The organism is Flagellimonas sp. 2504JD1-5 (genome assembly GCF_053618295.1).
In genome coordinates this window covers 2,061,425-2,085,138 of the sequence record NZ_JBSIOU010000001.1, presented here as the reverse complement: position 1 = coordinate 2,085,138, position 23,714 = coordinate 2,061,425, and the positions used below count along the sequence as shown (strand labels likewise).

At 42.2% G+C, this 23,714-nt stretch carries 18 protein-coding genes; all 18 read right to left on the bottom strand.

Features of this window, described 5'->3' with window-relative positions; genetic code table 11:
* Positions 1 to 5: 5 nt before the first annotated feature.
* Positions 6 to 4,385 (bottom strand): outer membrane protein assembly factor BamB family protein, encoded by a 4,380-nt coding sequence (locus tag ACULLG_RS09305; RefSeq protein ID WP_452126486.1) that lies wholly within the window; start codon positions 4,383 to 4,385, stop codon positions 6 to 8.
* A gap of 7 nt (positions 4,386 to 4,392) precedes the next feature.
* On the bottom strand, positions 4,393 to 5,055 hold the full coding sequence (locus tag ACULLG_RS09300) for an ABC transporter ATP-binding protein (RefSeq protein ID WP_452126485.1): 663 nt from the start codon (positions 5,053 to 5,055) through the stop codon (positions 4,393 to 4,395).
* Position 5,056: 1 nt separating this feature from the next.
* The gene (locus ACULLG_RS09295; RefSeq protein WP_452126484.1) at positions 5,057 to 6,193 is read right to left on the bottom strand and encodes an ABC transporter permease; all 1,137 of its coding nucleotides are present in this window, start codon (positions 6,191 to 6,193) and stop codon (positions 5,057 to 5,059) included.
* A gap of 12 nt (positions 6,194 to 6,205) precedes the next feature.
* Complete coding sequence (locus ACULLG_RS09290; protein WP_452126483.1) at positions 6,206 to 6,946, bottom strand: HesA/MoeB/ThiF family protein; 741 nt, start codon at positions 6,944 to 6,946, stop codon at positions 6,206 to 6,208.
* Positions 6,946 to 7,230, bottom strand: a complete 285-nt coding sequence (locus ACULLG_RS09285) for a MoaD/ThiS family protein (RefSeq protein WP_452126482.1) — start codon at positions 7,228 to 7,230, stop codon at positions 6,946 to 6,948. Before ACULLG_RS09285 ends, ACULLG_RS09290 begins: the two co-directional genes overlap by 1 nt.
* Positions 7,231 to 7,243: 13 nt before the next feature.
* On the bottom strand, positions 7,244 to 7,879 hold the full coding sequence (locus ACULLG_RS09280) for an ATP-binding cassette domain-containing protein (protein WP_452126481.1): 636 nt from the start codon (positions 7,877 to 7,879) through the stop codon (positions 7,244 to 7,246).
* Entirely contained in the window at positions 7,876 to 8,634 is a 759-nt protein-coding gene (locus ACULLG_RS09275; RefSeq protein ID WP_452126480.1) for an ABC transporter permease, read from the bottom strand. Before ACULLG_RS09275 ends, ACULLG_RS09280 begins: the two co-directional genes overlap by 4 nt.
* Positions 8,635 to 8,712: 78 nt before the next feature.
* Positions 8,713 to 10,047, bottom strand: coding sequence for an aspartate aminotransferase family protein (locus ACULLG_RS09270; RefSeq protein WP_452126479.1), 1,335 nt, complete (start codon positions 10,045 to 10,047; stop codon positions 8,713 to 8,715).
* Between the two features lie 3 nt (positions 10,048 to 10,050).
* The gene (gene modA / locus ACULLG_RS09265) at positions 10,051 to 11,556 is read right to left on the bottom strand and encodes a molybdate ABC transporter substrate-binding protein (RefSeq protein WP_452126478.1); all 1,506 of its coding nucleotides are present in this window, start codon (positions 11,554 to 11,556) and stop codon (positions 10,051 to 10,053) included.
* A 71-nt stretch (positions 11,557 to 11,627) separates the two neighbouring features.
* A complete protein-coding gene (gene moeB / locus ACULLG_RS09260) occupies positions 11,628 to 12,767 on the bottom strand; it encodes a molybdopterin-synthase adenylyltransferase MoeB (RefSeq protein ID WP_452126477.1) in 1,140 nt (379 codons plus the stop codon).
* 76 nt (positions 12,768 to 12,843) lie between these two features.
* Entirely contained in the window at positions 12,844 to 14,082 is a 1,239-nt protein-coding gene (locus ACULLG_RS09255; protein ID WP_452126476.1) for an NAD(P)/FAD-dependent oxidoreductase, read from the bottom strand.
* Positions 14,083 to 14,108: 26 nt separating this feature from the next.
* Entirely contained in the window at positions 14,109 to 15,380 is a 1,272-nt protein-coding gene (locus tag ACULLG_RS09250) for an MFS transporter (RefSeq protein ID WP_452126475.1), read from the bottom strand.
* A 45-nt stretch (positions 15,381 to 15,425) separates the two neighbouring features.
* Positions 15,426 to 16,535, bottom strand: a complete 1,110-nt coding sequence (locus ACULLG_RS09245) for a 2-aminoethylphosphonate aminotransferase (RefSeq protein ID WP_452126474.1) — start codon at positions 16,533 to 16,535, stop codon at positions 15,426 to 15,428.
* Between the two features lie 40 nt (positions 16,536 to 16,575).
* Positions 16,576 to 18,048 (bottom strand): aldehyde dehydrogenase family protein, encoded by a 1,473-nt coding sequence (locus ACULLG_RS09240; protein WP_452126473.1) that lies wholly within the window; start codon positions 18,046 to 18,048, stop codon positions 16,576 to 16,578.
* Positions 18,049 to 18,068: 20 nt separating this feature from the next.
* Entirely contained in the window at positions 18,069 to 19,280 is a 1,212-nt protein-coding gene (gene phnA / locus ACULLG_RS09235) for a phosphonoacetate hydrolase (RefSeq protein WP_452126472.1), read from the bottom strand.
* Between the two features lie 114 nt (positions 19,281 to 19,394).
* Entirely contained in the window at positions 19,395 to 20,087 is a 693-nt protein-coding gene (locus tag ACULLG_RS09230) for a hypothetical protein (RefSeq protein ID WP_452126471.1), read from the bottom strand.
* Between the two features lie 28 nt (positions 20,088 to 20,115).
* Positions 20,116 to 21,768 carry an alkaline phosphatase family protein gene (locus ACULLG_RS09225; protein ID WP_452126470.1) on the bottom strand — a complete coding sequence of 551 codons (1,653 nt, stop codon included), beginning with the start codon at positions 21,766 to 21,768 and terminating at the stop codon, positions 20,116 to 20,118.
* Positions 21,769 to 21,870: 102 nt separating this feature from the next.
* Positions 21,871 to 23,706: a hypothetical protein gene (locus ACULLG_RS09220; protein WP_452126469.1), complete on the bottom strand. Its 1,836-nt coding sequence runs from the start codon at positions 23,704 to 23,706 to the stop codon at positions 21,871 to 21,873.
* Between the last annotated feature and the right edge of the window lie 8 nt (positions 23,707 to 23,714).

Here is a 23,714-nt window from a genome sequence, read left to right as displayed (position 1 = left end):
TTGCCTTATTTAGTGTAAAACAACATTTCTGCAGGTATGGGTGTTTTTTCCATTTTTGGACCTTTGACATACAGGTTGTAAATTCCAGTTCCATTTCCTGTTAAAAAATCCAATGTAAAGGGATGCAACCCTTTCTTCAAGGCCAATACCTTGCTCATTTCTTTATTTCCTCCCCTATTATCTATTTCCAACTTATCATGTAAAGAAAACATACTGATGTTCAAAAGGGTTTTGCCACTAAAAGTGTACACCCCATCAACCGGAATATTGATATACCCTTTGAAGCGCAGCCCAAATTTTCTGTCACGCTCATAAGGTTCGGCGTCTATATGCTGTACCACGACCGCCTCCTTGGGTTTCAAAACATCAAGGTCATACTTTTCTAAATTTCCGTCTGGGGTAAAATAGCTTCTCAAGATTCCAGGTTGGGCATTGGTGACAGAAACACTTTCCATCAAATCCGGAATCTTTACCTCAAAGCTGTTTTCCTCACTTTCAAGCACAACATCGCCATCCTTCCAAAAGGTTTTTGCTTTTACCAAAGTATTTACATCCATCGCAACTGGGGATGTGTATTTAGGAGATTCAGGGGTAGGCCATGTATTATCAACTGTATAATGAATGTCTCCAGAGTTTCCTTCTCTTTGGAGGGAAAACTGCCATTGACCATCAATTAATTGTGGGTTTTCCACAATTTTTGGTTCTGGTCTTATCCTTGTAAACTCCCTAGTTCTTGAAAAAGGTGTTTCGTATCCATCCTTGTCGATAAAAACCACCGCTTTAAGTGTACAAGTTTTGCCCAAAACCACAGGATTATCATATTTTTTCGATGTCTTGGTCGGCTCGCTTCCATCCAAAGTATAATAAATGCCCTTATCGCCTTTTGTTTTGATGGTCACTGACAACGAATCCAAAAACTTACTGTCTTCATAAATGAAGGTTATCGGCGCCCTGGATTTAGGAGCAAATACCATAGAGGTCTCGAACCAATTTCCACAGCTACACCCCCCTCCCGCTTCGGGTGATAGGATCATTCCATGGGCGGGAATTGTACTCAACCAACAATCGGGCCTTAACCTTTCCCATTGCGTGAACTTGTCGGTGTCGAAGTTAAATTGTGTCACACTATACCCTCTATAAAAGGCAGATTGTTCGGTAAGTGCATAACTGGCACATCCATGGCCCGCCTTGGGTACTTCTTGCTTCTGTAATTCTCCCGTATCCAATTTAAATACTCCGGGTTTTACAATCAATCGATTATCTACAATGGCCGGTTTTGAAAAATGGGCCCCATGGTGATTGGCCGGCCAAGGCAATTGGTTTTCCCACATAGGTTTGCCTGAAGTGGAATCGTAATTATAGATATAATATGTGCCTTCGTAGGATGAAACGATTACGATTCTCCCATTGCTACCTGCCATAAAGTAAGCTGCCAAACCTGGTTTGGTATCGATAGCCTGTTCCCAGTTAATTTCGCCAGTATCGGAATTCAAAGCGACCAAATACATATTTTGGAACACATCAGGGCCAGCCCTGAGGTCTTCTGAAAGTTGAAATCTCGGATTTCTAGTTTCCACAAATACAATTTGGTCATCAGAAATGGTAATGGTAGGATTTATGATGTAGGCTCCTTCTCTTTCATAAACCCATAAATCTTTATCATCCCGTTTTTGTTTGGCAAAAAGTGAATGACTGACCACTTTGTATGCCAATGGCCCTGATTGGGCATCGTACCACCCTTCTCCACCATAATAGTTGGTGTAATTACTCCCTTTTGGAACGGCAGACCCAATAATTTTATCATTCAACAAACTGATATAGCCCCAGTCATTTTCTTTTTCGTTTGTACTTTTTACCACCGGAATTATACGGGATATGCTTCCATCTGTATTGTCAATTTTGAGCAGATTGCTTTTGTGGGCCAAATAAACATAGTCGTCATCTGCCGACCAATTGCTACAATCACGAATGACATTCATTCTGCTGAGCTGTGGAATTTCTTTGGACCAAAAAACGTTGCCATTAAAGGCATCAACGGCGATAATGCGTTCCCTTCCCTGTACAAACATCTTTCCGTTGGCTGCCAACGGGGACGGTTTTCTTCCGTTTCTATCGGTCTGGAACCTTGGCCCGGGCCGTCCCATCCACTGAATCTCAAAATCATCGGTGGTCGTGGAACCCCATAAACTCTCTCCTCCAAAAGCGCTGTTGTTCGGCCGGCCGTATTGATGGGTCCACTGCCCTACATTTTCATATGCCGCTTTCTTCAACAGCATCAATTCTTCTTTATCAATTTCATCAACCTGCCATTTGCGCTCTGATTGATCTATCCAATCCTTAAAATCGACATTTTCTTTGTTCAAAACTGCATAGCCGTCAGGTTTTACAAGCCTAATGACTTCATCCGCACTTCCGATGTCGGTATTATTCACCATAACAATATTGGCCGCATCACCCGTTATGGGCAATCGACCATAATCCTTAACATGATGGGCTGCAATTTTTCCACCATAGAATCCCGTGGACTGCCACTCTTCCCTTAAATCTTCAACTTTGGATTTTGAGGTTTCAAAAAACAACACCTTTAAGGGTGTGTATTGGGCAATTTCTAAAGCCAGGTCTTGATTGTCGGCATCAAATACCACAGCCAGGCCTTTTTGGTCTTTGTTCAATTTTTTTATTTCCTTCAACAAATCACTGCTACCGTCAGGAGCTGGATCAGTTTCATTTCTTGATGAGGTGAAATTGAAAAAATTATCGAATTCAAAAGACTTTGTTTTTTCATCACCAATGGAAATCTGGTATTGATAGGAAAAATCTTTTCGAACATCTTCAACAATGATTCTGTGTTCTGTGCTTGCACCGCTTTCAACGATGGTCTGTTGCCCATAGGCATTGCCGCATGTTAAGGTACTGGACACGGGTTTTTCCGTGATGAAGTGGACTTCAACTTTGTTGGGGGCAAGAATATTTACAAAAGGCCCTACTGAAAGCTCAAGATTTCCATCTTCCAGCGTCCAAAGGTCAACAATCTCATTATCAATTTCCGCAGGTTTATCCTTATTTATCGCATATAAGGGGTTTTCCTTTTTATTGGCAGCAAACTTATAAATACGCCCTTCGCCCGTAGAAACAAAAAGACCATCGTTGGCCACAGCCATGGCATATACCGTCCCTTCTACATTTGCTTGCCACAAGGCATTTCCATTTTTGGTACTTACCGCATAAACGGCATCGGTGCCCCCTAGGTACAACATATCTCCCGAGATGATCAATCGATGTGCCAAATAATTGCGCTTTGCCCAAATCACCTTTTTTGAAACCCTGTCGTATGCCGAGATGGAATTATCGGTAAGGATATAGCTCACTCCATTTTTCACTACCATTTCCTTTCCGCCTTTAAAAGACATGAAATCGGCCTGTTTTTTATCTCCATCGGCAATCGGGGCCACTGCTTCACCGAATGATTCGGTTATGCTTTTTTCACGAGAGGTCTGAGGATGAACAATATTTTTTTCTGGTGTGATCAAAACAAAACACCCTCCGGTGCCTGCCAATTGGCCATTGTTCTCCCCTGTCATCTTGTTGAAAAATACCGGGGAAATTCGACCTTGTGGTTGCACGATCTTGGTTCCGGTCGAAGCCATAGAGCCTTCAAGGGTCAGTTCTTCAAATTTTTGGATATAGGTTCCCTTTTTACCTACCTTACCGGTGCGTATATCCACAGCGCAGAAATAAGATTCTTTCCAAGGAAGAAGTGATGCGCCAAAATAGGCAACATCATCTTCAATCAAAACCCCGGTCCTGACAGGCCAAAACGAAATCAATGAATTGTTATTCATCACTTTTTCATGGACTTTTTCAGTTGGAGAAAATTTCCAGACCAATTTTCCATTGGATGCCTTGATACAATAAGCATAGCCATCGTCTGAACCGAAATAAAGTTTTCCCGAATAAAAAGTTGGTGCCACTCGCACGGGGCCACTCGTGATATAGGTCCACAACTCCTTCCCGGTGTTGGCATCCAGGCAATGAATGGCATTATCTGCTGATGAACCATAATACAACCTGTCCCCAACAATTATTGGGTAATAGGCCAGATCATAATCGCGCATGGATGGCAATGGCCCACTTTTGGCGTAGGTATCTTCCTTTGCAGGGCCGTACCAGGCTGGAACAGGTTGTTGGGAAGCTTGGTAAGTCCAATCTTGGCCAAGTGTGGAAACATCCAACTGTACTTCAGAATTGCCACTCCGGTAGTTGTCTTTTTTAAATTGGGGCCAATCTTGTGGGGTGCTTTGTTGTTCCTTGCAACTCTGAAACAAAAACATGGTTGTCACCAAAATCAAAAGGTGAAACGATAAGCTTTTAAATGTTGTTCTCATTTTTCAATTATGATTGGTCGATTATTTTTCCTTTGTTCAGATATATGATTCTTGAGGCATATTCATCGGCAAGATTGCCATGGGTCACCATAATTACCGTGCCTCCTGCTCTTTGAAAAGCCTGTAAAAAGTTCATGACTTCCCTTGCGTTTTTTTCATCCAAATTTCCGGTTGGCTCATCGGCAAGGATTATGGATGGTTCTGTAATCATGGCACGTGCCAATGCAGTACGTTGTTTTTCGCCCGAACTCAATTCAGATGGCTTGTGGTTTAGTCGCTCTCTTATGCCAAGTTCTTCAGCAACAGACAAGACCTCCTCCTTAGATATTTGTGTGCCATTTAGCTTATTGGATAATAAAATATTATCCAGCACATTCAAATACGGCAACAAGTGATAGGATTGAAAGACAAAACCTATTTCATTGGCACGATAGTTTGTCCGTTCTTTTTCTGATAGCCGAAAAAGACTTTTCCTTTTTATGTTCACCTCTCCCGAGGATGGTTTCAGCATTCCACCCAAGATGAATAGAAGTGTGGATTTTCCGCTTCCACTCTCCCCTTTGATCAAAACAAATTCTGAAGTATCAATATTTAAATTGATGTTGTCCAAGGCCACTACCTCATTTTTTCCCAAAGCATATTTTTTGTTGATGTTTGTAATATTTATCATCTTAATGCTCGTTTAAAAGTTTAGCGGAATCTTGGTTGATGGCCCAAACAATCGGAATCAATGAGGCCAATACGGCGAATACCGGGCCTATCAACAAAGCCCAATACAGAAGATTGAAAACAGGTTTCACGGCCACCATGGTAACGTTGAAAATTTTTGGTCCCAATTGCATGGACAGTAGTGTTCCAATCACAAAACCGATCATCGCTCCAACGATACCTATCAAAATGGCCTTGAGGAAAAATAACTGCCCTATTTTATAGCTTGAAAAGCCCATGGCCCGCATAATGCCTATCTCGTGGGTTCTATCCTTAACATTACCCATGGTCACTGACCCGAGCCAAATAGCACAAATGATCAAAATTATGGGAAACAGCATGGCAAAGTATTTATCGGTCATTTTTCGCTGTTTTTCCCTTGCATCGGCAATACTGGAGTTCATGATTACCTTGGCTTCGGGTGCAATAAGACCCAATTCTTTTCTCAACTCGCCCAGTGGATCTCCATTATCTGTGGAGCACATACAGTTGAGTGCCATGACTTCGTTTACCCTACCTTCCATTTTTACCAATTTCTGAAGGGTTTCCAAATCGAAATAAATTCGGATGTCATCCTCGCTACCTGCTTCGGAAAGTGTTTTTTCCACTTCGAAGGTCAAATCGAAGAGCTCTATTTTATCGCCTTCATCAATAGTGAATTGTTTTGACAGTTCGTAACCGAGATATACTTTTCCCGGAGGGATGGCAAAAATCATTTTTGATTTTTTTGCTCCAGATGGTTCTCGCTCATCTTTTGAAATTCCGGTCAAAACCACTTCCTTGCCCCTCCATTGTACTCTTTTGTGCAAAGTGGCCGTTAGGTGTGCGTAATTGACCGATTTTTGTTCAATCATCTTGTCTACCACCTGCTCGGACATGGTCTTATCAGAATACCCTTGAAGCCAAAAAGTGTTCATGTCAGATTCTCCTGGAATAATCCGGACATTGAAGCCCATGTTTCGGGTCAACAGTCGGGTCTCATCCTTTGTGGCCTTTGTAATGGTATAAAATGCCACCACCAGTGAGGTAATGGTCACCATTCCCAACAGGCCCATCAAAAAATTGAACTTTCTATGAATTATTTCTTTTAATACCAACATTGGAATACTGTTTTAATGACCACAAATGGCACAATCTTTCTTCAGTTTTATTTGTACTGTCCTAAAGGACATTGTTCGTAAATCCATGGTCAACAATCTATTTTTTAGCGACTCGCCAAAACCTGAAATCAGTTTAATGGCTTCCATGGCTCCTAAACAGGCAACCGTTCCTGAAACTGCTCCGAAAACCGGAAATCTACGCTTCCACACCTTGGGTTTTTCGGGGTACAGACAAGACAAACAGGCTGTTTCACCAGGAATTATGGTCGTAATCTGTGCTTCGAGCTCGTACATGGCACAATCCACCAACGGTTTGTTTTGACGTACCGCCTCCCTGTTCATCAAAAAACGTTCTTCAAACAAAGGAGCTCCGTCCACAATAACATCAGCCTGTTGCACCAAATCCGATACGTTGTTCTCATTTATGTTTTCCGGAACACTTATAATGTTCAACCTTGGGTTGAGTTCTTTCAATCGTCTTTCCACCGATTCAATACGAGGTTTTCCCAACCAATCATAGGTCATCAATAATTGTCGGTTCAAATCGCTATGCTTCACATTTCCTGCGTGTGCCAGAATCAAAGTGCCAACACCTGCAGCCGCCAATTCATAAGCGACCACGCTGCCCAATCCTCCACACCGTGAGACCAAAACACTGCTGTTCTTTAGCATTTCTTGACCTTCCACTCCATGTTCCGGGACATCTAGCTGCCATTCGTAGGTCGCTAATTCTTCTTGCGTGAGTTTTTCCATTATCCTCCTGCTATGGGTGACATTAAAGTGATTTCATCACCATCGTTGATATTGATTTCATCCTCAAAATTTATTTGGACTCGATTTACCACGATGAGATTGGAATGGCGATAGTCTCCATTTTCATCGAAAAGGATTGCTTCAAAAGTTTCTCCATATCGTTTCCCTACTGACCGAATCACTTCTTGAAGTTTTTCAACTCCATTCATTTCAACAACTTCTGCACTTACTCCAGCAGCGTCTTTTAATTGGGCAGTAAGGACCAGTTTTATCTTTTTGTTCATTTTCAACTATTTTTTATTCCTCCAAATCTCCATTGTTCAGCCTGAATATTTTATCAGCCAATTTGTTAGCTTCAGATTTTGAGTGCGATATGTGCAGAACTGTTATTTTCAAATTTTTTTTTAGGGTCAGCAGTAGGTCGTACATGGTTTCTTTGGTTTCTTCATCGAGGGCGCTCAAAGGTTCATCCAAACACAAAATATTCGGATAAAAACTAAGTGCCCTACCTAATGCAACACGCTGTTTTTCACCACCGCTCAAACTTTGCGGGAGCCTATGCAACAAATGTCCAATACCAAGAATGCCAGCTAGTTCACTTACTCTTTGTTCAATGTCCTTTTTATCCCATTTTCTAATTTTTAGTGCAAATCCCATGTTTTGGGCAACATCCATGTGCTGAAAAAGGGCACCATCTTGCGGCACATAACCAATTTCTCGTTCTCCGGGTGATAGTTGGGAAATTTCGATATTGTTCAGCCAAATCTCACCACTTTGTATCTTTCTCAATCCACAGATGACTTCCAGAACTGTGGTTTTACCACAACCCGTTTTTCCCATCAAAACTGCATACTCTCCTTTTTCTATCTTAAAATTGATGGCATCCAAATGAAAGTTGCCTTGCTTGATATGTAGGTCTTTGCAATGGATCATTGTACGGCGAGTTTTTTGTTACCGAACATCCTTACAATCATCAATACCGCAAATCCGGATACTATCATGATCAAGGAAACGGCCACGGCGGCTTCAATGTTCCCTACAGACATTTCCAAAAAAACTGTGGTCGGTAAAACCTCAGTGCGCATTCGGGTAGCTCCGGAAAAAATCAGAATGGGACCAAATTCTCCCAGTGCCCGGGCCCATGCCAGGGAAGCTGCGGTCAATATTCCGTTCTTTGCTTGTGGCAACAATACATTAAAGAATGCCTGTTTTTGGTTGCACCCCAATGTCAAGGCAACTTGCTCTTGTCTATTGTCTATTTGCAAAAAAGTTACGTACATGGTTCTGACTGCAAAGGCACAGGCAACCATAAATTGTGCAATGACCACACTGTAAACCGTATATGTAATCCGCATATGCTCTTCGATAAAACGGCCTGGGGCGGTTTGAAAAAGTATCAATAGACTCAATCCTATCACCAGAGGAGGAAGGATGATGGGAATGTCTAAAATAGCATCAACGAACTTTTTCAACTTAAAATCAAATCGAGCCATAAAATATCCAATAGGAATGGCCACCAGCACACTCAAAATCATGGTCACGGTACAGGTGATCAAACTCAGCTTTATGGCATATTGAATTTCTTTGCTTGCAAGCGCTTCGAGAATATGTCCGGGAGTAGTGTATGAAAAGTCGGCCGCCATCATGGCCAAAATCAAAAAGATATAGGTAAAGGCAATTATGCCCATTACCAGATAGAAAGGAAGATTGGACCTAACTTTTAACTTTTTGATATGTTCACCTTGTTCTTTGATTCCTAATTAAATTTATAATGATGCAAATGCCCCGTGCAAAATATTCATCGCACGCTCCAATTCTTCTCCGCTGATTGTCAATGCGGGGGAAAGTTGAAGGACATTACCTTGGGATACTTTAAAACTCAACCCCTGCTCAAGGCAACTGTACATGATTTTTTCAGCCTCAGCGCTAGCGGCCACATCTGTACCGGGGTGTTTCAACTCTACTCCCCACAGCAGTCCCAATCCTCTGACATGTGCAATTATGGGGTATATGCTTTTCAACTTTTCAAGCTCTGACTTCATAAAATGGGCATCGTTGTTCACCTTTTCCAACAATCTGTCATTTTCAATACAATCTATTACGGCATTGGCCGCGGCGCAGCCAACGGGACTCTTCTCATGGGTAAAATGCCCCAATGAGATATTTTGAGCGATATTGTATTCTTCGCGGCATACCATGGCCGCAAAGGGAATTATTCCTCCGCCCAAACCTTTTCCCAAACACAGAATATCTGGTTGAATATCAAAGTTTTCGAAAGCGAACATTTTTCCGGTACGCCCCAAAGCAATGGGTATCTCATCCAGAATCAACAGCACACCATGCTTGGTACAAATGTCACGCACTCTTTGCCAGTAGGCTTTTGAGGGAATCTGCACATCCGTATTCCTGACGGTCTCAGCGATAAAAGCGCCTATCTCTCCTTCTTTTTCGATTACATATTCCAAATAATCGGCCGATTTCATTTCATCCTCAAAGAAACCCTCGTTTTGCATGGGAGGCGGGATTCTAATCGCGCCCGGCATCATAGGGCCCATTTGCTGCCTGAACACTGCTTCGCCCCCTGCACTTATCGCATCCAGTGAAGCACCATGAAACGAATCCCAATAGGAAATCACTTTGTGCCTTCCTGTGACCGCACGGGCCAATTTAAGGGCCATACTCACTGCCGATGTGCCTCCCGGGGCAAACAGTACCCGGTCCAGCCCATTGGGCAACAAGGACGTCAGTCTTCGGGCAAAATTTATAGCTGTCTCATTGGTGTACCTTCTTGTTGAAAACGAAAGGGTATCTAGCTGTTTTTTTATCTGATCTATTACATGGGAGTTTGAAAAACCCACCTGATGTACATTGTTCCCGTGAAAATCCAAATATTCTTTTCCGTCCATATTAAATATGGAGGCGTTGGAACAGTCCGACAGCACATCCAAACACGGCGTGGACATGGCTTGGTGTAGAAACAACCGCGAATCTTCTTCCAACAAATGGCGGGTTCTTTTATCAGAAACGTTCTTGTTTTGCCACTTCGTCCGCTCTTCCGAAAGGTTAACGTCTCCTTCTGTTTTTAACACATTGGTCTTCATACTTTATGGTTGAAATGCATGGGGATCATTATAAATCCAAGTGAAGCCGTTTTCAACATAATGTTCCCTTGATCTATTACTTGTAATAAACTGAAATAATCTTTTTACCAAATATTGATGCTGGGAGTTGGCTGAAATTCCAAAATTTTGAAGGGCCGTTGCTTCTTTTTCCGTAAGCACGACCACATCAAGCTTGTCCCTTACCTGTGCAATATTGGCTTCATAAACCACCACAGCATCCAAAGAGCCTGTTCTTATTTGGTTGACCAACAAATCTGCCGTCGGGGTTTGGGAGCGTACATTTTTGTAGACATCTTCCCAAATTCCCTGGCTCTCCAACAGTTTTTTGGTGAGTGCGCCCAGTGCGCTTTGATCATGGTTGCAAACCCCTAGTTGAAGATCAGATTGGGTCAAATCTTTTAAATTTTGAATGTTTTTTGGATTTCCTTTCTGTACGGCAATTACCATTTTTGTGTTTGAAACATCTGTTATACCTTCAAATCTGTCCGCCACCTGGGTCATAAAAGAAACATCGCACGATAGGTAGGCATCGGGATGTTGGCCCGCTTTCATCTGGGAGACCAAAATACCGCAACCATTATAAACCCTGTCCACTTTGACGCCTTCCCTTTCTTCAAAAGCATTGATAGTCCCATCAACCGCCAATCTGTTCACACCCCCGCTATAAAAAAGAATTCTAGGGTTTTCTTCCCATATATCACCTTCCACAGGTTTATAGCCCAATTGATCAAACACTTTTAGTCCTTCGTTCCTTGCTGATAAAAAGCGCATAAACTTCAAGGCTTCGGTAACTTGGGTGGATGAATTCAACACTCCGATCGTGATATTCTTGGCATACTTTTCAAATTCTGGAATTTGGACTACTTCCAGTTCATCGTATTGGTTTGCTGTTGCATCCCAGATTATTCCAACGCCAATTGTTCCCAGTTTAATGGCATTGGCCACCTCGTTCACGGTGGGCATCTGCACAAAGACATTGCTTTGTAATTTCTGCCATTGTCCGGTTTCGGTGAACATTTTCTTGGTCAATCGTCCAATAGATGCTGCATCTGGATTTGCAATGGCCAGTTTTATCCCTTCGTCATACAAATCATTAAGTTTATCAATCTGTAATGGATTGCCTTTGGCAACAGCTATCACCGGTTTTATGTAGGCCAAGGGTTGGGTTTCTGCTACTAATCCAAAGTTTTTGGCCTCTTCGATATAACTTCTGTCCGCAGCGATGTACAAATCACCTTGTTTTGCCACTCTCAAGTTGGACAGAAGTGTTCCGGAGCCCCCATATTGTAAATCGATGCGAGTACCATATTCTTTTTGGTAGGTTTGGGCCACCTGTTCCAACACAGGCTTCATTCCAGCTGCACAATAGACCAGAATAGAAGATGCTTGTTCATTCCCTCGTTTGCAGCCCAAAAACAGAATGGTAAACATCCAAAGCCACAAGCAAATTCTTGGTGAATCTTTCAGGAAATGTATTTGATATCTCATTTTAACAAATATGCACTTTTATTCACTTATAGTAAAATTAATATCGTTAAATATTTGAGAAGTTAAAACCATCAATAACGTTCCATATCTTCATCAATTTCCAGGGCATATCGATCAATGCCTCCTTCCAGATTGTAAACATTTTGATATCCAGCTCCCATGAGATAGTCCACAATTTTTTTGCTACGCCCTCCATGGTGGCACATTACCACTACTTTTTTATCCTTAGGAATTTTTGAAAGACTATGTATTATCTCTCCAATGGGAATAAGTACAGCTTTTGGAATATTGCAGATATCGCGCTCAAAAGGTTCCCTTACATCCAAAAGAAAAAAGTCCTCTTTGGATTTTAAAAGATTGGAAAGCCCTGCGACACTTATCTCGTTCGAAACATCTTTGTTTACCTCCTTTTCCGGATAACCACAAAATGCTTCATAATCGATAAGTTCCGTTATGGTCCTTTTTTCCCCACAGAGAGGGCAATCGGGATTTTTTTTAAGTATGATTTCATTAAATCTCATCTGAAGGGCATCATAAAGCAACAACCTTCCGACCAAAGGGTTTCCATTGTCCAGTATGAGTTTTATCACTTCGGTAGCCTGAATCATCCCTATAACGCCTGGCAAAACTCCGAGGACACCTGCTTCATCGCAGGAAGGCACTGAGCCAGGCTTGGGTGGATTTGGATAAAGGCAACGATAACATGGTCCATTTTCAGCGCCAAATACACTTGCCTGCCCCTCAAAGCGGTATACGGATCCATACACATTTGGTTTGCCGGCTAGCACACAGGTGTCGTTCACCAAATATCTGGTCTGAAAATTATCGGTTCCGTCGGCCACAATATCATATCCTCCTATAATTCGCATTGCATTTTCGGAGGTAAGGGCCTCATCATGTCTAACAATGTTGATTTCAGGATTGATTTCACTTAGTCGTTCACATGCTGATTGGTTTTTTGGATTCCCGATATCCGATGTACCATAAATTATCTGTCTCTGTAAATTGGTCGCATCCACCACATCAAAATCGACCAAACCTAATTTACCAATTCCTGCGGCGGCCAAATACATGGCCAAAGGTGAACCCAAACCCCCTAAGCCCACAACCAACACAGATGCTTTTTTCAACCTATTTTGGCCTTCAATACCAACTTCGGACAATAACAAATGTCTGGAATATCTTTTGAGTTCTTGATTTGACAGTCCCATATCAGCTTTTCTACTTTAACTTCAATAGACCTGGGAATTATATCCTTCCAATACCAAGTTGGAAATAAAGCCTTCACTAGCCACTTACCTTATTTGAACGTGCCGCTGCGCACTTTTTCAACCATTCCTCTGAAAAAGGATCTATATCACCGAATCTGGAAACACTGAATTCTGAAAAATTGAAAGGATTTGGTCTGCCAGCTGCCAGTTCTGCTATTCCCAAGCCAACACCTCCTGCAACCGATATTCCGGCACCACAGCATCCCGAAGCTATCAACAACCCTTCAATTCTTGGAATTTCACCCAATATTAATTGAGAATCTGGTGTGTATCCTGAAAATCCTGCCACATAATATTTGATTCCCGTATCATAGAACGAAGGAAAGAAACGAGCCAACCGTTCCCCATTTTCGGCAAGATCATCCATTCCTTCATCGGCACTAAAAACAAAATCGGTTATATCATTCGGAACATTTTTTGGAGAGGCCACCACCGAATTTCCCTCACGTATCCCAAAAAGTAGACTTCCTCCCTCTGGACGGGCATATGCCTGGGCGTCGGGCAAAAGTACCATTGGCGATTCCACAGGAAAAATATCTGCTCTTTCGGTAATCCAATATTGACTTCTTACCGGGGCCATGGGTAAACCAACACCAACTTCTTTGGCAAGGATGGGAGCCCATACGCCCGCAGCATCCACAACTGTATTTGCTTGGATATTGCCATTTGAAGTGTGGACTCCGGTAATGGTACTTTTGCCCTCCTTTATCAAATTGAGTGCTTCAACTCCCAAACGTATCTCGGTTCCATATTTTCTGGCACAGCGGGCAAAAAATGTTCCAAGCATATAGGGATCACAATAGGCCTCATTGGGCACAAATCCAATCTTGAGGGCTTCGTCGACCTTTAGCCACGGAGCTTTTTTCTGTGCCTCTTCTTTTGTAATATAATAAGCTTCCTGGTCAAATTCTTTGGCAATCTGCATTAGGCTTTCCAAGTCCTTGGCCTTTGCCTCACTAGCTGCAACATGCATCATTCCGGAATACTTGAAATCTAGGACTTCGCCCAACATTTCTTCCATTTCCTTGGCTACTTTGAAGGTTTCAATGGTCAAGGGAATATAGGAACGTTTTGAGCGTACCATGGTCATTAAGGCAGCGGCCCTGCTGGTAGCGGCATTGTTTAACTCGTTCCGCTCCAACAATACCACTTTTTTTCCTGGGTTATTCCGACTATAGTAGTATGCAATAGCGCATCCAAAGACCCCACCACCAATAATCACCAAATCTACTTTTTCAACAGTATCCGAACTCATTGATCTCAGAATTATCTTATTCTATTTTATATATATCTATCTGGGCTTTTGAAATTCCATTTGAGCGCAGCCAAACCACCTCCCAACAATGACATGACCACAAAAAATTCAAATAGGCTGTCCCATCCAAAATTTTCGTTTATTGCCACAACTATAAACCCGGAGAACATTTGGCCAACAGAGCCCATGCCATTGATTATCCCGGCCGCCATACCTGTTCCTTTTTTACCACCCACATCCATGGCTCCTGCCGTACAGATCAATGAATCGGGTCCATAAGTGGCCATACCAATCAGCGATATACTGATTACCGTCCCGGCCATTCCATAGCCCACCAATACAGGGTGCACTAAACAGGTCACCGCCAGACCTACCATCATGATCGACACGGTACTGAACCTTTTGGAACCGAATAGCCGATCTGAGGCGTACCCAGCAAGTATGACCCCAAAAAAGCCCACCAATTCATAAACTGATGAAATGTACCCAGCTTGACTGGTGTTGTATTCCAGGGATTTTTCAAGATAAATTGGCAACCAGAATAGAAAAGCATAACGGGTCATCTTGAGGATGAAATAACAACTTGAATAAACCCAAAGTGCCTGGTTCTTGACCAATAACTTCAATATCTCTCTATTTCCAGATGAGCCATTTGATGTTGTTTCGTACTTATCCTCAACAATAATTGGAAGATTTATCTCTTTGGGGTTGTTTCGAGTGAAAAGCGCGTAGATAAAAGCTCCCGCCAACAAAACAATGGAAGGAAAAAAGTACCCTCTTTTCCAGCCCAGTTCAGACAGGAATTCCATATCAAACGCAACATAGGTGGCAAAGACAGTGGCCAAAAAAGCTCCGATAACGTAGCATGTTGACCACCATGACATCACAATTCCTCTTTCATTGCTCCTGTACCAAGGGGTCATGTTCTTGACCAAACCGCTCCAACCTGTGGATTGACCTAAACCATTAAGTGCCAATAGGAAAATAATAATCCCCAGGGAGAATGAAATCCCCAAAAAGAAGTTCGCTATGGCCGCTAAAAACAGACCAACACTTACCACTTTTCTAGGTCCAAACCAATCGGACAGATATCCATTTACAAATTGTCCCACTGTGTAGGTAAGGCTATATATAAATATGATGGTAGCATAGTCAGAATTATCCAGACCCAAATCTGTCTCCATAGAACTCCATGTAACCGACAGGTTTTTTCTACAGAAATAAAATCCTGCATAAGCTAGCCAGGTGAGGGCAAAAATCCTTTTCCTCCAGTATTTTTGCTCTTTGGTCAATTCCATTTTCCGACTAATATGTTTACAGTGTTCACAAGCTTATGCCGTGACTTAATCCAAATGGCCAATTTTTTTCAGATATTCCTTAAGTACCTCCAAAAAGGCCTCCATATCCTTATAATCTATCTGACCTATGTTCGAAATCCGAAAGGTATCATAATCATTGACCTTGCCTGGATAAATAGTGAACCCTTTTTCATAAAAGAAATCGTGCATTTCATCAAAATCATATTTATCGCTTTCTGGCTCAATTATGGATGTGATAATCCTAGAATGATGCTTCCTATCGATAAGATATTCCAATCCCAATCTTTCAAGCCCATCCAACAGGGTCTCCCAGGATTTTGAATACCGTTCATAACGCTTTTTAATGGTCTCTTTTTTGGTCTCTACAATGGCCTGTTTAAGCGCATAAAAAGTCTGTACGGGGGGCGTAAACCTTGTCTGGTGGGTCTTTTCGAAATAGGCGTATTGAGCATACAGGTTTAGATAAAGGCTTCGTGGAGGAATCTCCTTTGTTCTTTCCAAGGCCTTTTTATTACAAATGGCAAAACCAATGCCTGCCATTCCCTGTATATTTTTGTTGGAACTGGCTGCCAGATAATCGATGTTCATGGCCTTCATATCAACGGGAATGGCCGCAAAACCACTCATGGAGTCCACTACAAAACTGAGCTGATATTTATCGCACAGTTTACCAACAGCGGATATATCGTTCAATAGTCCGGTTGTGGTCTCATGATGGATCATTGCCAAATGGGTCAGATCTTTGTTACTGGCAATGGTTGCTTCCAAACTTGCCAAATCAATGGGTTCAATGGATGAAGATTTAAAGACTACCGTGTCAATTTTATAAATCTCGGTGATCTGGCACATCCTTTTTCCATACGCCCCATTGTCAAGAATCAATATTTTTCCATTGGCGGGGACAACGGAGTTCAAAATGGCTTCAACCGTTGCTGTACCCGAACCTCCAAAAAGAACTGTTGTATATTCGTTGGGATCCCCTACAAATTTGGTTATCTCCGCTGAACAAAATTCCATCAAATCCCCAAACTCCTTTTCCCTCGGACAAATATCAGGAACAGCCTGGGCCAATTTCACGGTATCCGTTGTTGTTGCAGGTCCAGGGTTGAGCAGTATATTTCTTGTAATATTCATTACTATCTCGATTATTTATTGATGGTTGATTAATGGGTTTCTATGCTATATCCCAAGGTAATGAATACGTTTTTACATAAGTGTATCCCTTCATGGTCTCTATAACACCTTCTTTATATCCCAAGCCAGAGTCCTTTACCCCACCGAACGGGGTCCATTCCAATCGATAACTTGGTGCTTCATTCACGTTTACGGTGCCGGTATCCAATTCGGTAATCACCCTTTGGATGGACGGCCAATGGTTACTGACCACACCACCGGAAAGTCCGTATGGGGTGTCGTTGGCAATTTCAATGGCCTCATCAAGCGTTTTGAACCTAATGATCGGGGCTACAGGGCCAAAAGTTTCTTTTGCCACCACTTCATGCTCGTTTTTAATATGGTCAAGTACCGTGGGCGCAAAGAGTGCACCGTCCCTCTTGTTGCCCGCCAAACAGACCGCTCCGTTGGCAATGGCATCCTGCACACGCGCCTCCATTTCTTTGGCCGCCTCTTCGGTTATTACGGTGCCCATATCATTTTCTGGGTCGTAGGGATCTCCATATTTGATTGCTTTGACACGATTTGCCAATTTCTCCGCATAGGTGTCGGCGATGCTCTCGTGCACCAATATCCTACGAATAGCGGTGCATCTTTGGGCGGAGTTCTTAAAGGTACCGGCCATGGTCACTTCTACGGCCTCATCGATATCCGCATCATCCAAAATCAAAAGAGCGGAGCTTCCGCCAAGTTCAAGAACCAGTTTTTTGTACCCAGCTTTGGAAGCGATGATCTTTCCAATTTTGCTGCCTCCAGTAAAGGACACCATTGTGATATCCGGATGCACGGTCATCATTTCCGAAGTAGCTTGGATATCTGCTCCGTTCACCACATTGAGCATGTTTGGTGGGAGTCCACAATCCAAAGCCAATTGGGCAAAATAATAAGCTGATAGCGGCGTTCTCTCGGAAGGCTTCAAGACTACCGTATTATTGGTGGCAATAGCGGGAGCAATCTTGTGTACCACTTGGTTCATGGGATGATTGAAAGGTGTAATGGCACTGATCAATCCCAAAGGTACACGAGTGGTATAGATTCTTCTAGGTTTTCCATTTTTTGAAACATCACAGGGAAATACTTCGGAATCATCATCGAGTGCCTTCATGGCCGAAAAACGAAGCACATCCGAAACCCGACTGGCCTCATATCTCGTGTCTTTGAGGCAAAGTCCCGTTTCATCAGTAATCATGCGGCTTACCTCATCCACCCTTTTCTCAAGTGCATCTGCTATCTTGTTGAGGATATCATAGCGCTCATATCTTGTTAGGGTGATTTTGGTGTTTCTGGTATCACTGAGCACTTTGTCTAGGGTCATGGTGTCGATGGATGCCACTCTTCCCACTTTTTTCTTGGTATAGGGGTTATATACGTCCACCCACTCATCTGTCTTTACCTGTTTACCGTTTATGATGCTACCAAATTCGATGATCTGGTCGCTCTTAACCTCTTTTTGGTTTATTGCATCTGTCGCCATTGTAATACTAATGTTTAAGGTTAAAATCCGTTGCTCAAAAAATGGAACAAATCAAAGTTCCTGCATTCTCCACTTGTTAATCTCTCGGCATATTCGCCATTCAATTTTTTATTGAAGATCATGGGAACCACTTGTGAATGTTCGCTACCATGGGAACGAAGTCCCTCTTTCACCTTATCCAAATCATGCCATTCAGGGGTTCTTCCTATTGTGGTTGCGGCGTCGGACAAAATGACCAAATCGCCAATTCTATCAGAGGGCAACTCATACTTTTCAACAGCTTCTGCATTGGTGAGCACGGTTTCTATTCCTTCCAGGCTCAACAAATAATCTTTAGCTTCCTCCAATTGCCCTTTATCTTCCAAGTATAGGGTTCCATAGCCACCCAAAGCCCCGTGATGAACAACATAAGGATCTGTAATTGGAAGTATCACCCTGGTTCTTATTTCTTGTTCGTCCAATAACTTCTCGATGAACTGTACTTTTGGACTTCCATCCGTATTGGTCTTTGCCTGCATTCCATGGTCGGCGGTAACACCTATGATAGCTCCCAACTTATCCAACTCTCCCAACCAGTGGTCAATCTTGGATAGAAAATCATTTGCCTCAGGATCACCAGGGGCGTATTTGTGCTGGACAAAGTCCGTTGTGGTCAGGTACATGATATCAAAATGCTCTTTCTGCAACAGTTTTGCACCTGCCTCTATACAATAAACGGAAATATATGGATCATAAATTCCAGGTCTTTCTTTGCCCATTAAGCCTTGTTCTACATTTTCGATGCCATTTTCCTCCAAAGTGGCCTGGTTGGCAAATTCCGCTGAAAAACAGATACCATCAAGATTATGTGCCAACATTTTACGCAATTTGTCCTTTGCCGTTACCACGGCAACCTTTTTCCCGTTTTGGCTTTTCTCCGATAGAATGGTGGGAACCTTTAAGTATTTGGGATCGTTCATCATTACTTCCTCCTCTAATTCGGTATCCCAGTAAAAATTTCCACAAATGCCGTTCACTTTGGGAGGAACGCCAGTAACTATGGCCATGTTATTGGGGTTGGTGAATGAAGGGATCACACTTTTTACCATCCCCATGGAACCTTCTTTGATAAAACGTTGAAGGTTTGGCATTACATCTTTGGCCGCTTCATAGTAAGGATAGGAGGTCCCGTCCATACATACTCCTATCACGGGCTTATTTTGATCTGGATAATTTCTATTGTTGATTTTCATTTTTGGTAAGCTCTTTTATTCCAATATTAATTTTTCACTAAAGTATAAATTTTTTACTAATAGTAAAATTATTGTTTTGTTTTTTATCGAATATTGGATTTGATAACTAGTTCATCATACCGTTATCTCTATAATCCAATTGCCTTCGGCATATATGTCTACCACCACTCGGCTTGAAAATCCTTCATGTTTAAAGGAAAGTTCAATTTTTTTAGCTGGATAAGAGACATTTCTTAAAATCAAATTACCGTTCCGCATTTCGGTGTGGGTATTGTTTGCATCGATAACATTAATGTTAGGATACACATACCTTCCAAGATATTTTACTTTGATTGTAATTTCATGGATGTTTCCAGTATCCATTCGAGGATCTTGTTGGATAAAAACATTTTTGACCTCTCTTTTGGAAGTAACAGCAAAGGCCGTTTTATACCTTCCGATATATTCATTCTTTTTGAAGTAGCCCTCCTTTACTAAATCCTCTTGGTCAGACTTTTTAATAATCAAAACACCTTTGCCATCCATTTTTCCTTTTACAAAGCTTCCTTTGTAAGTATTGCCATTTCCCCAAACATAGGTTCCAACACCATGTGGCAATCCTTTTTTAAAGGTTCCTTCATAGGAATCCTTATCGCCTGTAGCCTTACCGAATCCTTCCGCATAACCTTTCTTGCACTGCCCAGTGTATTCAACATTTATATCTTCTTGTTTTACCTTACAGGACGATTGTGCAAAAGATGGGCCTGAAAGAAAAAAAATGATGGTGAATGTGAAAAATGCCTTTATAAAATTGTTGAATATTTGCATCGTCATGTTTTTATATTGTGATTGAGATTTAATTGGCACAATCTGTATTTGTTATGGATTTTCCTTCCAAACCCCAAGACTCTTGTATGGGAACACACAAGTGATTCATGGCGGTCACTGCCACATCAACCGTTCTTGGTGTGGCCTCATAATTTTTGACCGTCTGCACCGTGCTGGAGGTTGCATCTCTCCATTGTGTATTTGTCAAGGTGCCATGGTGGTTATTTGGACCAGAATCCACTATGTTGGTTCCAGATCCTTCGGTAAGTGCCCAATGTCCCACAATACTGCCATATTTTGGGTGCGTATTGTCCAAAACTTTACACTTCCATGAATCAATATCGGATGCCTCCAGCAAGGTGCTGAACAACCTTACTTCGGCCACATATCCCCGATATTTCCAATTGAAGTTGCCATCAGCCCCAATGGTAAATGGAAGGTCATTATTTATGTCACCAATGGATGTCATGGAAGCACTTGCCTTTAATTGTCCATCTACATAAACTTTTATCAATCCATCCCTATCAAAAGTGGCGCTGAGGGTATGCCATTCGTTATCGGTGATTTCCCCTGCATTTATATCAACCCTATTGGTTCCATCACCAACGTTGACCTTAAAATTCTTATTGCTTGGCATAAAGGAGAAGACGAATCCTTTGTTTACACCACTGGTCCAGTTCTTTTTTCCGACTAGACCCACATCACCAGGCACGGACGATCGTACCCTGCATTCGAGCGAAAAATCTCCTGTATTTCCAAAATTGAAACTGGCATTATGCGCTACTTGTGCATAAGCTTCATTGAACCAAAGTTCATTGCTGCTATTTAAACAATTATCAGCTGGTGGTATGGTAACTTCCTCAATTGTAGCTTCGATTTTTCTATTTGGTATGTTATCACCACTGGCAATCACAAAAATGGTTCTTTCTTCGTCAGATGGACCTCCATGGGTGGTTCCCAAACCACCGTGATCTGTACTCAAAAGAGTGAGCCAATTTTCCTTGTCATAATTTTTTCTTCTCCTCACTGCAGCCATGATTGTTCCTATTTGGGTGTCCACCTTCTCTATGGCACTTATGTAATCTGGATTGTTAGGTGTAAAACCAGTTGCGTGCCCGGCAAAATCAACATTGGAAAGTTGCACAAAAAGTACGGTGGGGTCATTATTCGACAATTCGTGCACAACATGCGATTTGACATTTTCATCAGTTTCTCCATTGATTACCACATCTGCCTCTCTTAACGCCATGTTATCGTTTATGGGGTTCCATTGCACAATGGAGACTGTTCTATTTTCAGAATTCTGGTCTTCAATGCGTTTAAAAAAATGAGGGTAATTTACAAAGCTCGCACCTGAATAAGTGTTGTTCTCAACACCATGTTTGTCTTGCCATACCCCACTTAGCATTGAGGTCCATCCTGGACCACTGGAAGTAGTGAACAAACAACGGGCATCAAGTGAGTAAGTGCCATTGGCCATTAATTCATCCAAGTTTGGGGTATCTGCTGCTAATATTGCGTCTGGCCTGCAACCGTCAATACCAATGATCAATACCCTATGGGTAATTGTATCATCTACTGGCGGATCTGTAGTTCCATCATCAGATTTGGAGTCACTGCTACATCCAAATAAGCTTAACAGAAAAAGTATGGCTATTTTCAGCGTTGTTTTATTTTTCATCGGTAATTTTTTAGGAATGTTACTTCAAAAGAATGCCCACCCTTATCGAAATCGTAAAGATGGGCACCTTAAACTAACCTAACTCAAACTCTATCGTATTCACTAAAATGCCGGTTGATCCACGGCGGGAAGTGATTCTACTCTTGATTTGCTCAAAGCGGATTTAAGCAATATAAAATCACTGATGGTTATTGGATTATCTTCTCCATTACCATCATTGCTACTATTTTCACCCAGAATTATAAATTTGGATGGATCTAGGGAGAAGTTACCATCCGTCGAGGCCAAGGCCTCATCCTTGTATATCTCGACCCCATCCACGTAAAAAACAACTTCTGGAGAACTAACGGTCAAGACGATTCTATGCCAGGTATCCCCTTGTATTGTACCCTCTGCATGGCCTCCAGGACCACCATTGAACCAAAATCCTGCATTGGGATGTATGTATACCGCGCCATCGGTATCGTTGGCGGTATTGTGTTGGAAAAGGCATATGTACTTACCTAAATCAGCAGTGGCCACCTTAACGTCCCATATCATGGTGAATTCATTGACCCTGTCACCACCTGAAGCAGGCAAACCGTGGTCCACGTCATACCAAGTGCCTATGTCCAAAAGAGCCGCACCATCATCCCCATCTACTCCAGGAGCGAATGAATGGGCTGCGGCTCCGCCAAGAGCAAGAGTGTTGCCCAACTGAGCTTTTAATAAGTCTGCATCATCATCAAAATTCCAACGCCCAACAACTTGCTGCGAAATATCGTTTATTGCCGGCTCGGAAACTGGAGGTAGGCCTTCTATAACCGATTTTGAAAATGCCTTTTTGAACAACATAAATTCGGTTATGGAAATAGGATTGTCCTCTCCATTACCATCATTACTACTATTCTCACCCAGAATTATAAATTTGGATGGATCTAAAGAAAAGGTTCCATCTGGAGTGGCCAATACTTCATCCTTATATATTTCTACACCATCAACATAAAATACCACTTCTGGAGCATTTACCGTCATCGCAATTCTATGCCAAGTATCACCTTTTATGGTTCCTTCGGCATGACCACCAGGCCCACCATTGAACCAGAACCCTGCATTGGGATGGATATAAACAGCCCCGTCGGTGTCATTGGCCGTATTAAACTGCAACAAACAAATGTATTTGCCCAAATCGGCCGTGGCCACTTTTACGTCCCAGATCATGGTATATTCATTGACCCTGTCGCCTCCAGAGGCAGGCATACCATGGTCTACATCATACCAAGTGCCTATGTCCAAATGGGCCGCACCATCATTGCCATCTACCCCCGATGAAGCTGAATGGGAAGCCGCACCGCCAAGAGCAAGATCATTCCCCCTACTTGCCCCCAAAAGGTTATTGGCATCATTGAACCTCCAATATCCGATCAAATCCAATGATAAATCTGCATTTGGGTCAATAACCTCGAACTTTGCATAAGTTATTTTATAGATTACACTGCCAACAGCACCATCTTGATAGGTAAAATCAAATTTTAGGCCTTTTCTATCCTTTACGGCAAGAAGGCCTAGGTCCGTAAGTGTAGTTGATATTCCAATCCGGAATTTGTCGCCGTCCACAGTTGCTTCATTGAACGTATACAGTACATTCTCATTTGAAGTATCAACAACTTTAAGCTCCGATATTTGTTTTGGAAGCACAAAGGATAGCACCACTGGGTCTCCTTCTTCGAATTTACCTTCCACCGATGGGTCATAATCCAACGCGGCAAGCTCTTCAGCTGTATATGCAGTCCCGGTCTTTGGATTGGGATTGTCAAAATAGAATTTAAAATTTGTGGTATATCTGGAGTCTGCCCAGCCTTGTCCATGATCAACCGAACAGCCATTCAAAAATAGCGTGGCAGATAGCAAGATGAATCCGGCAACTCTGATTATTTTAAATATGCTTGTTTTTGTCATTGTACATT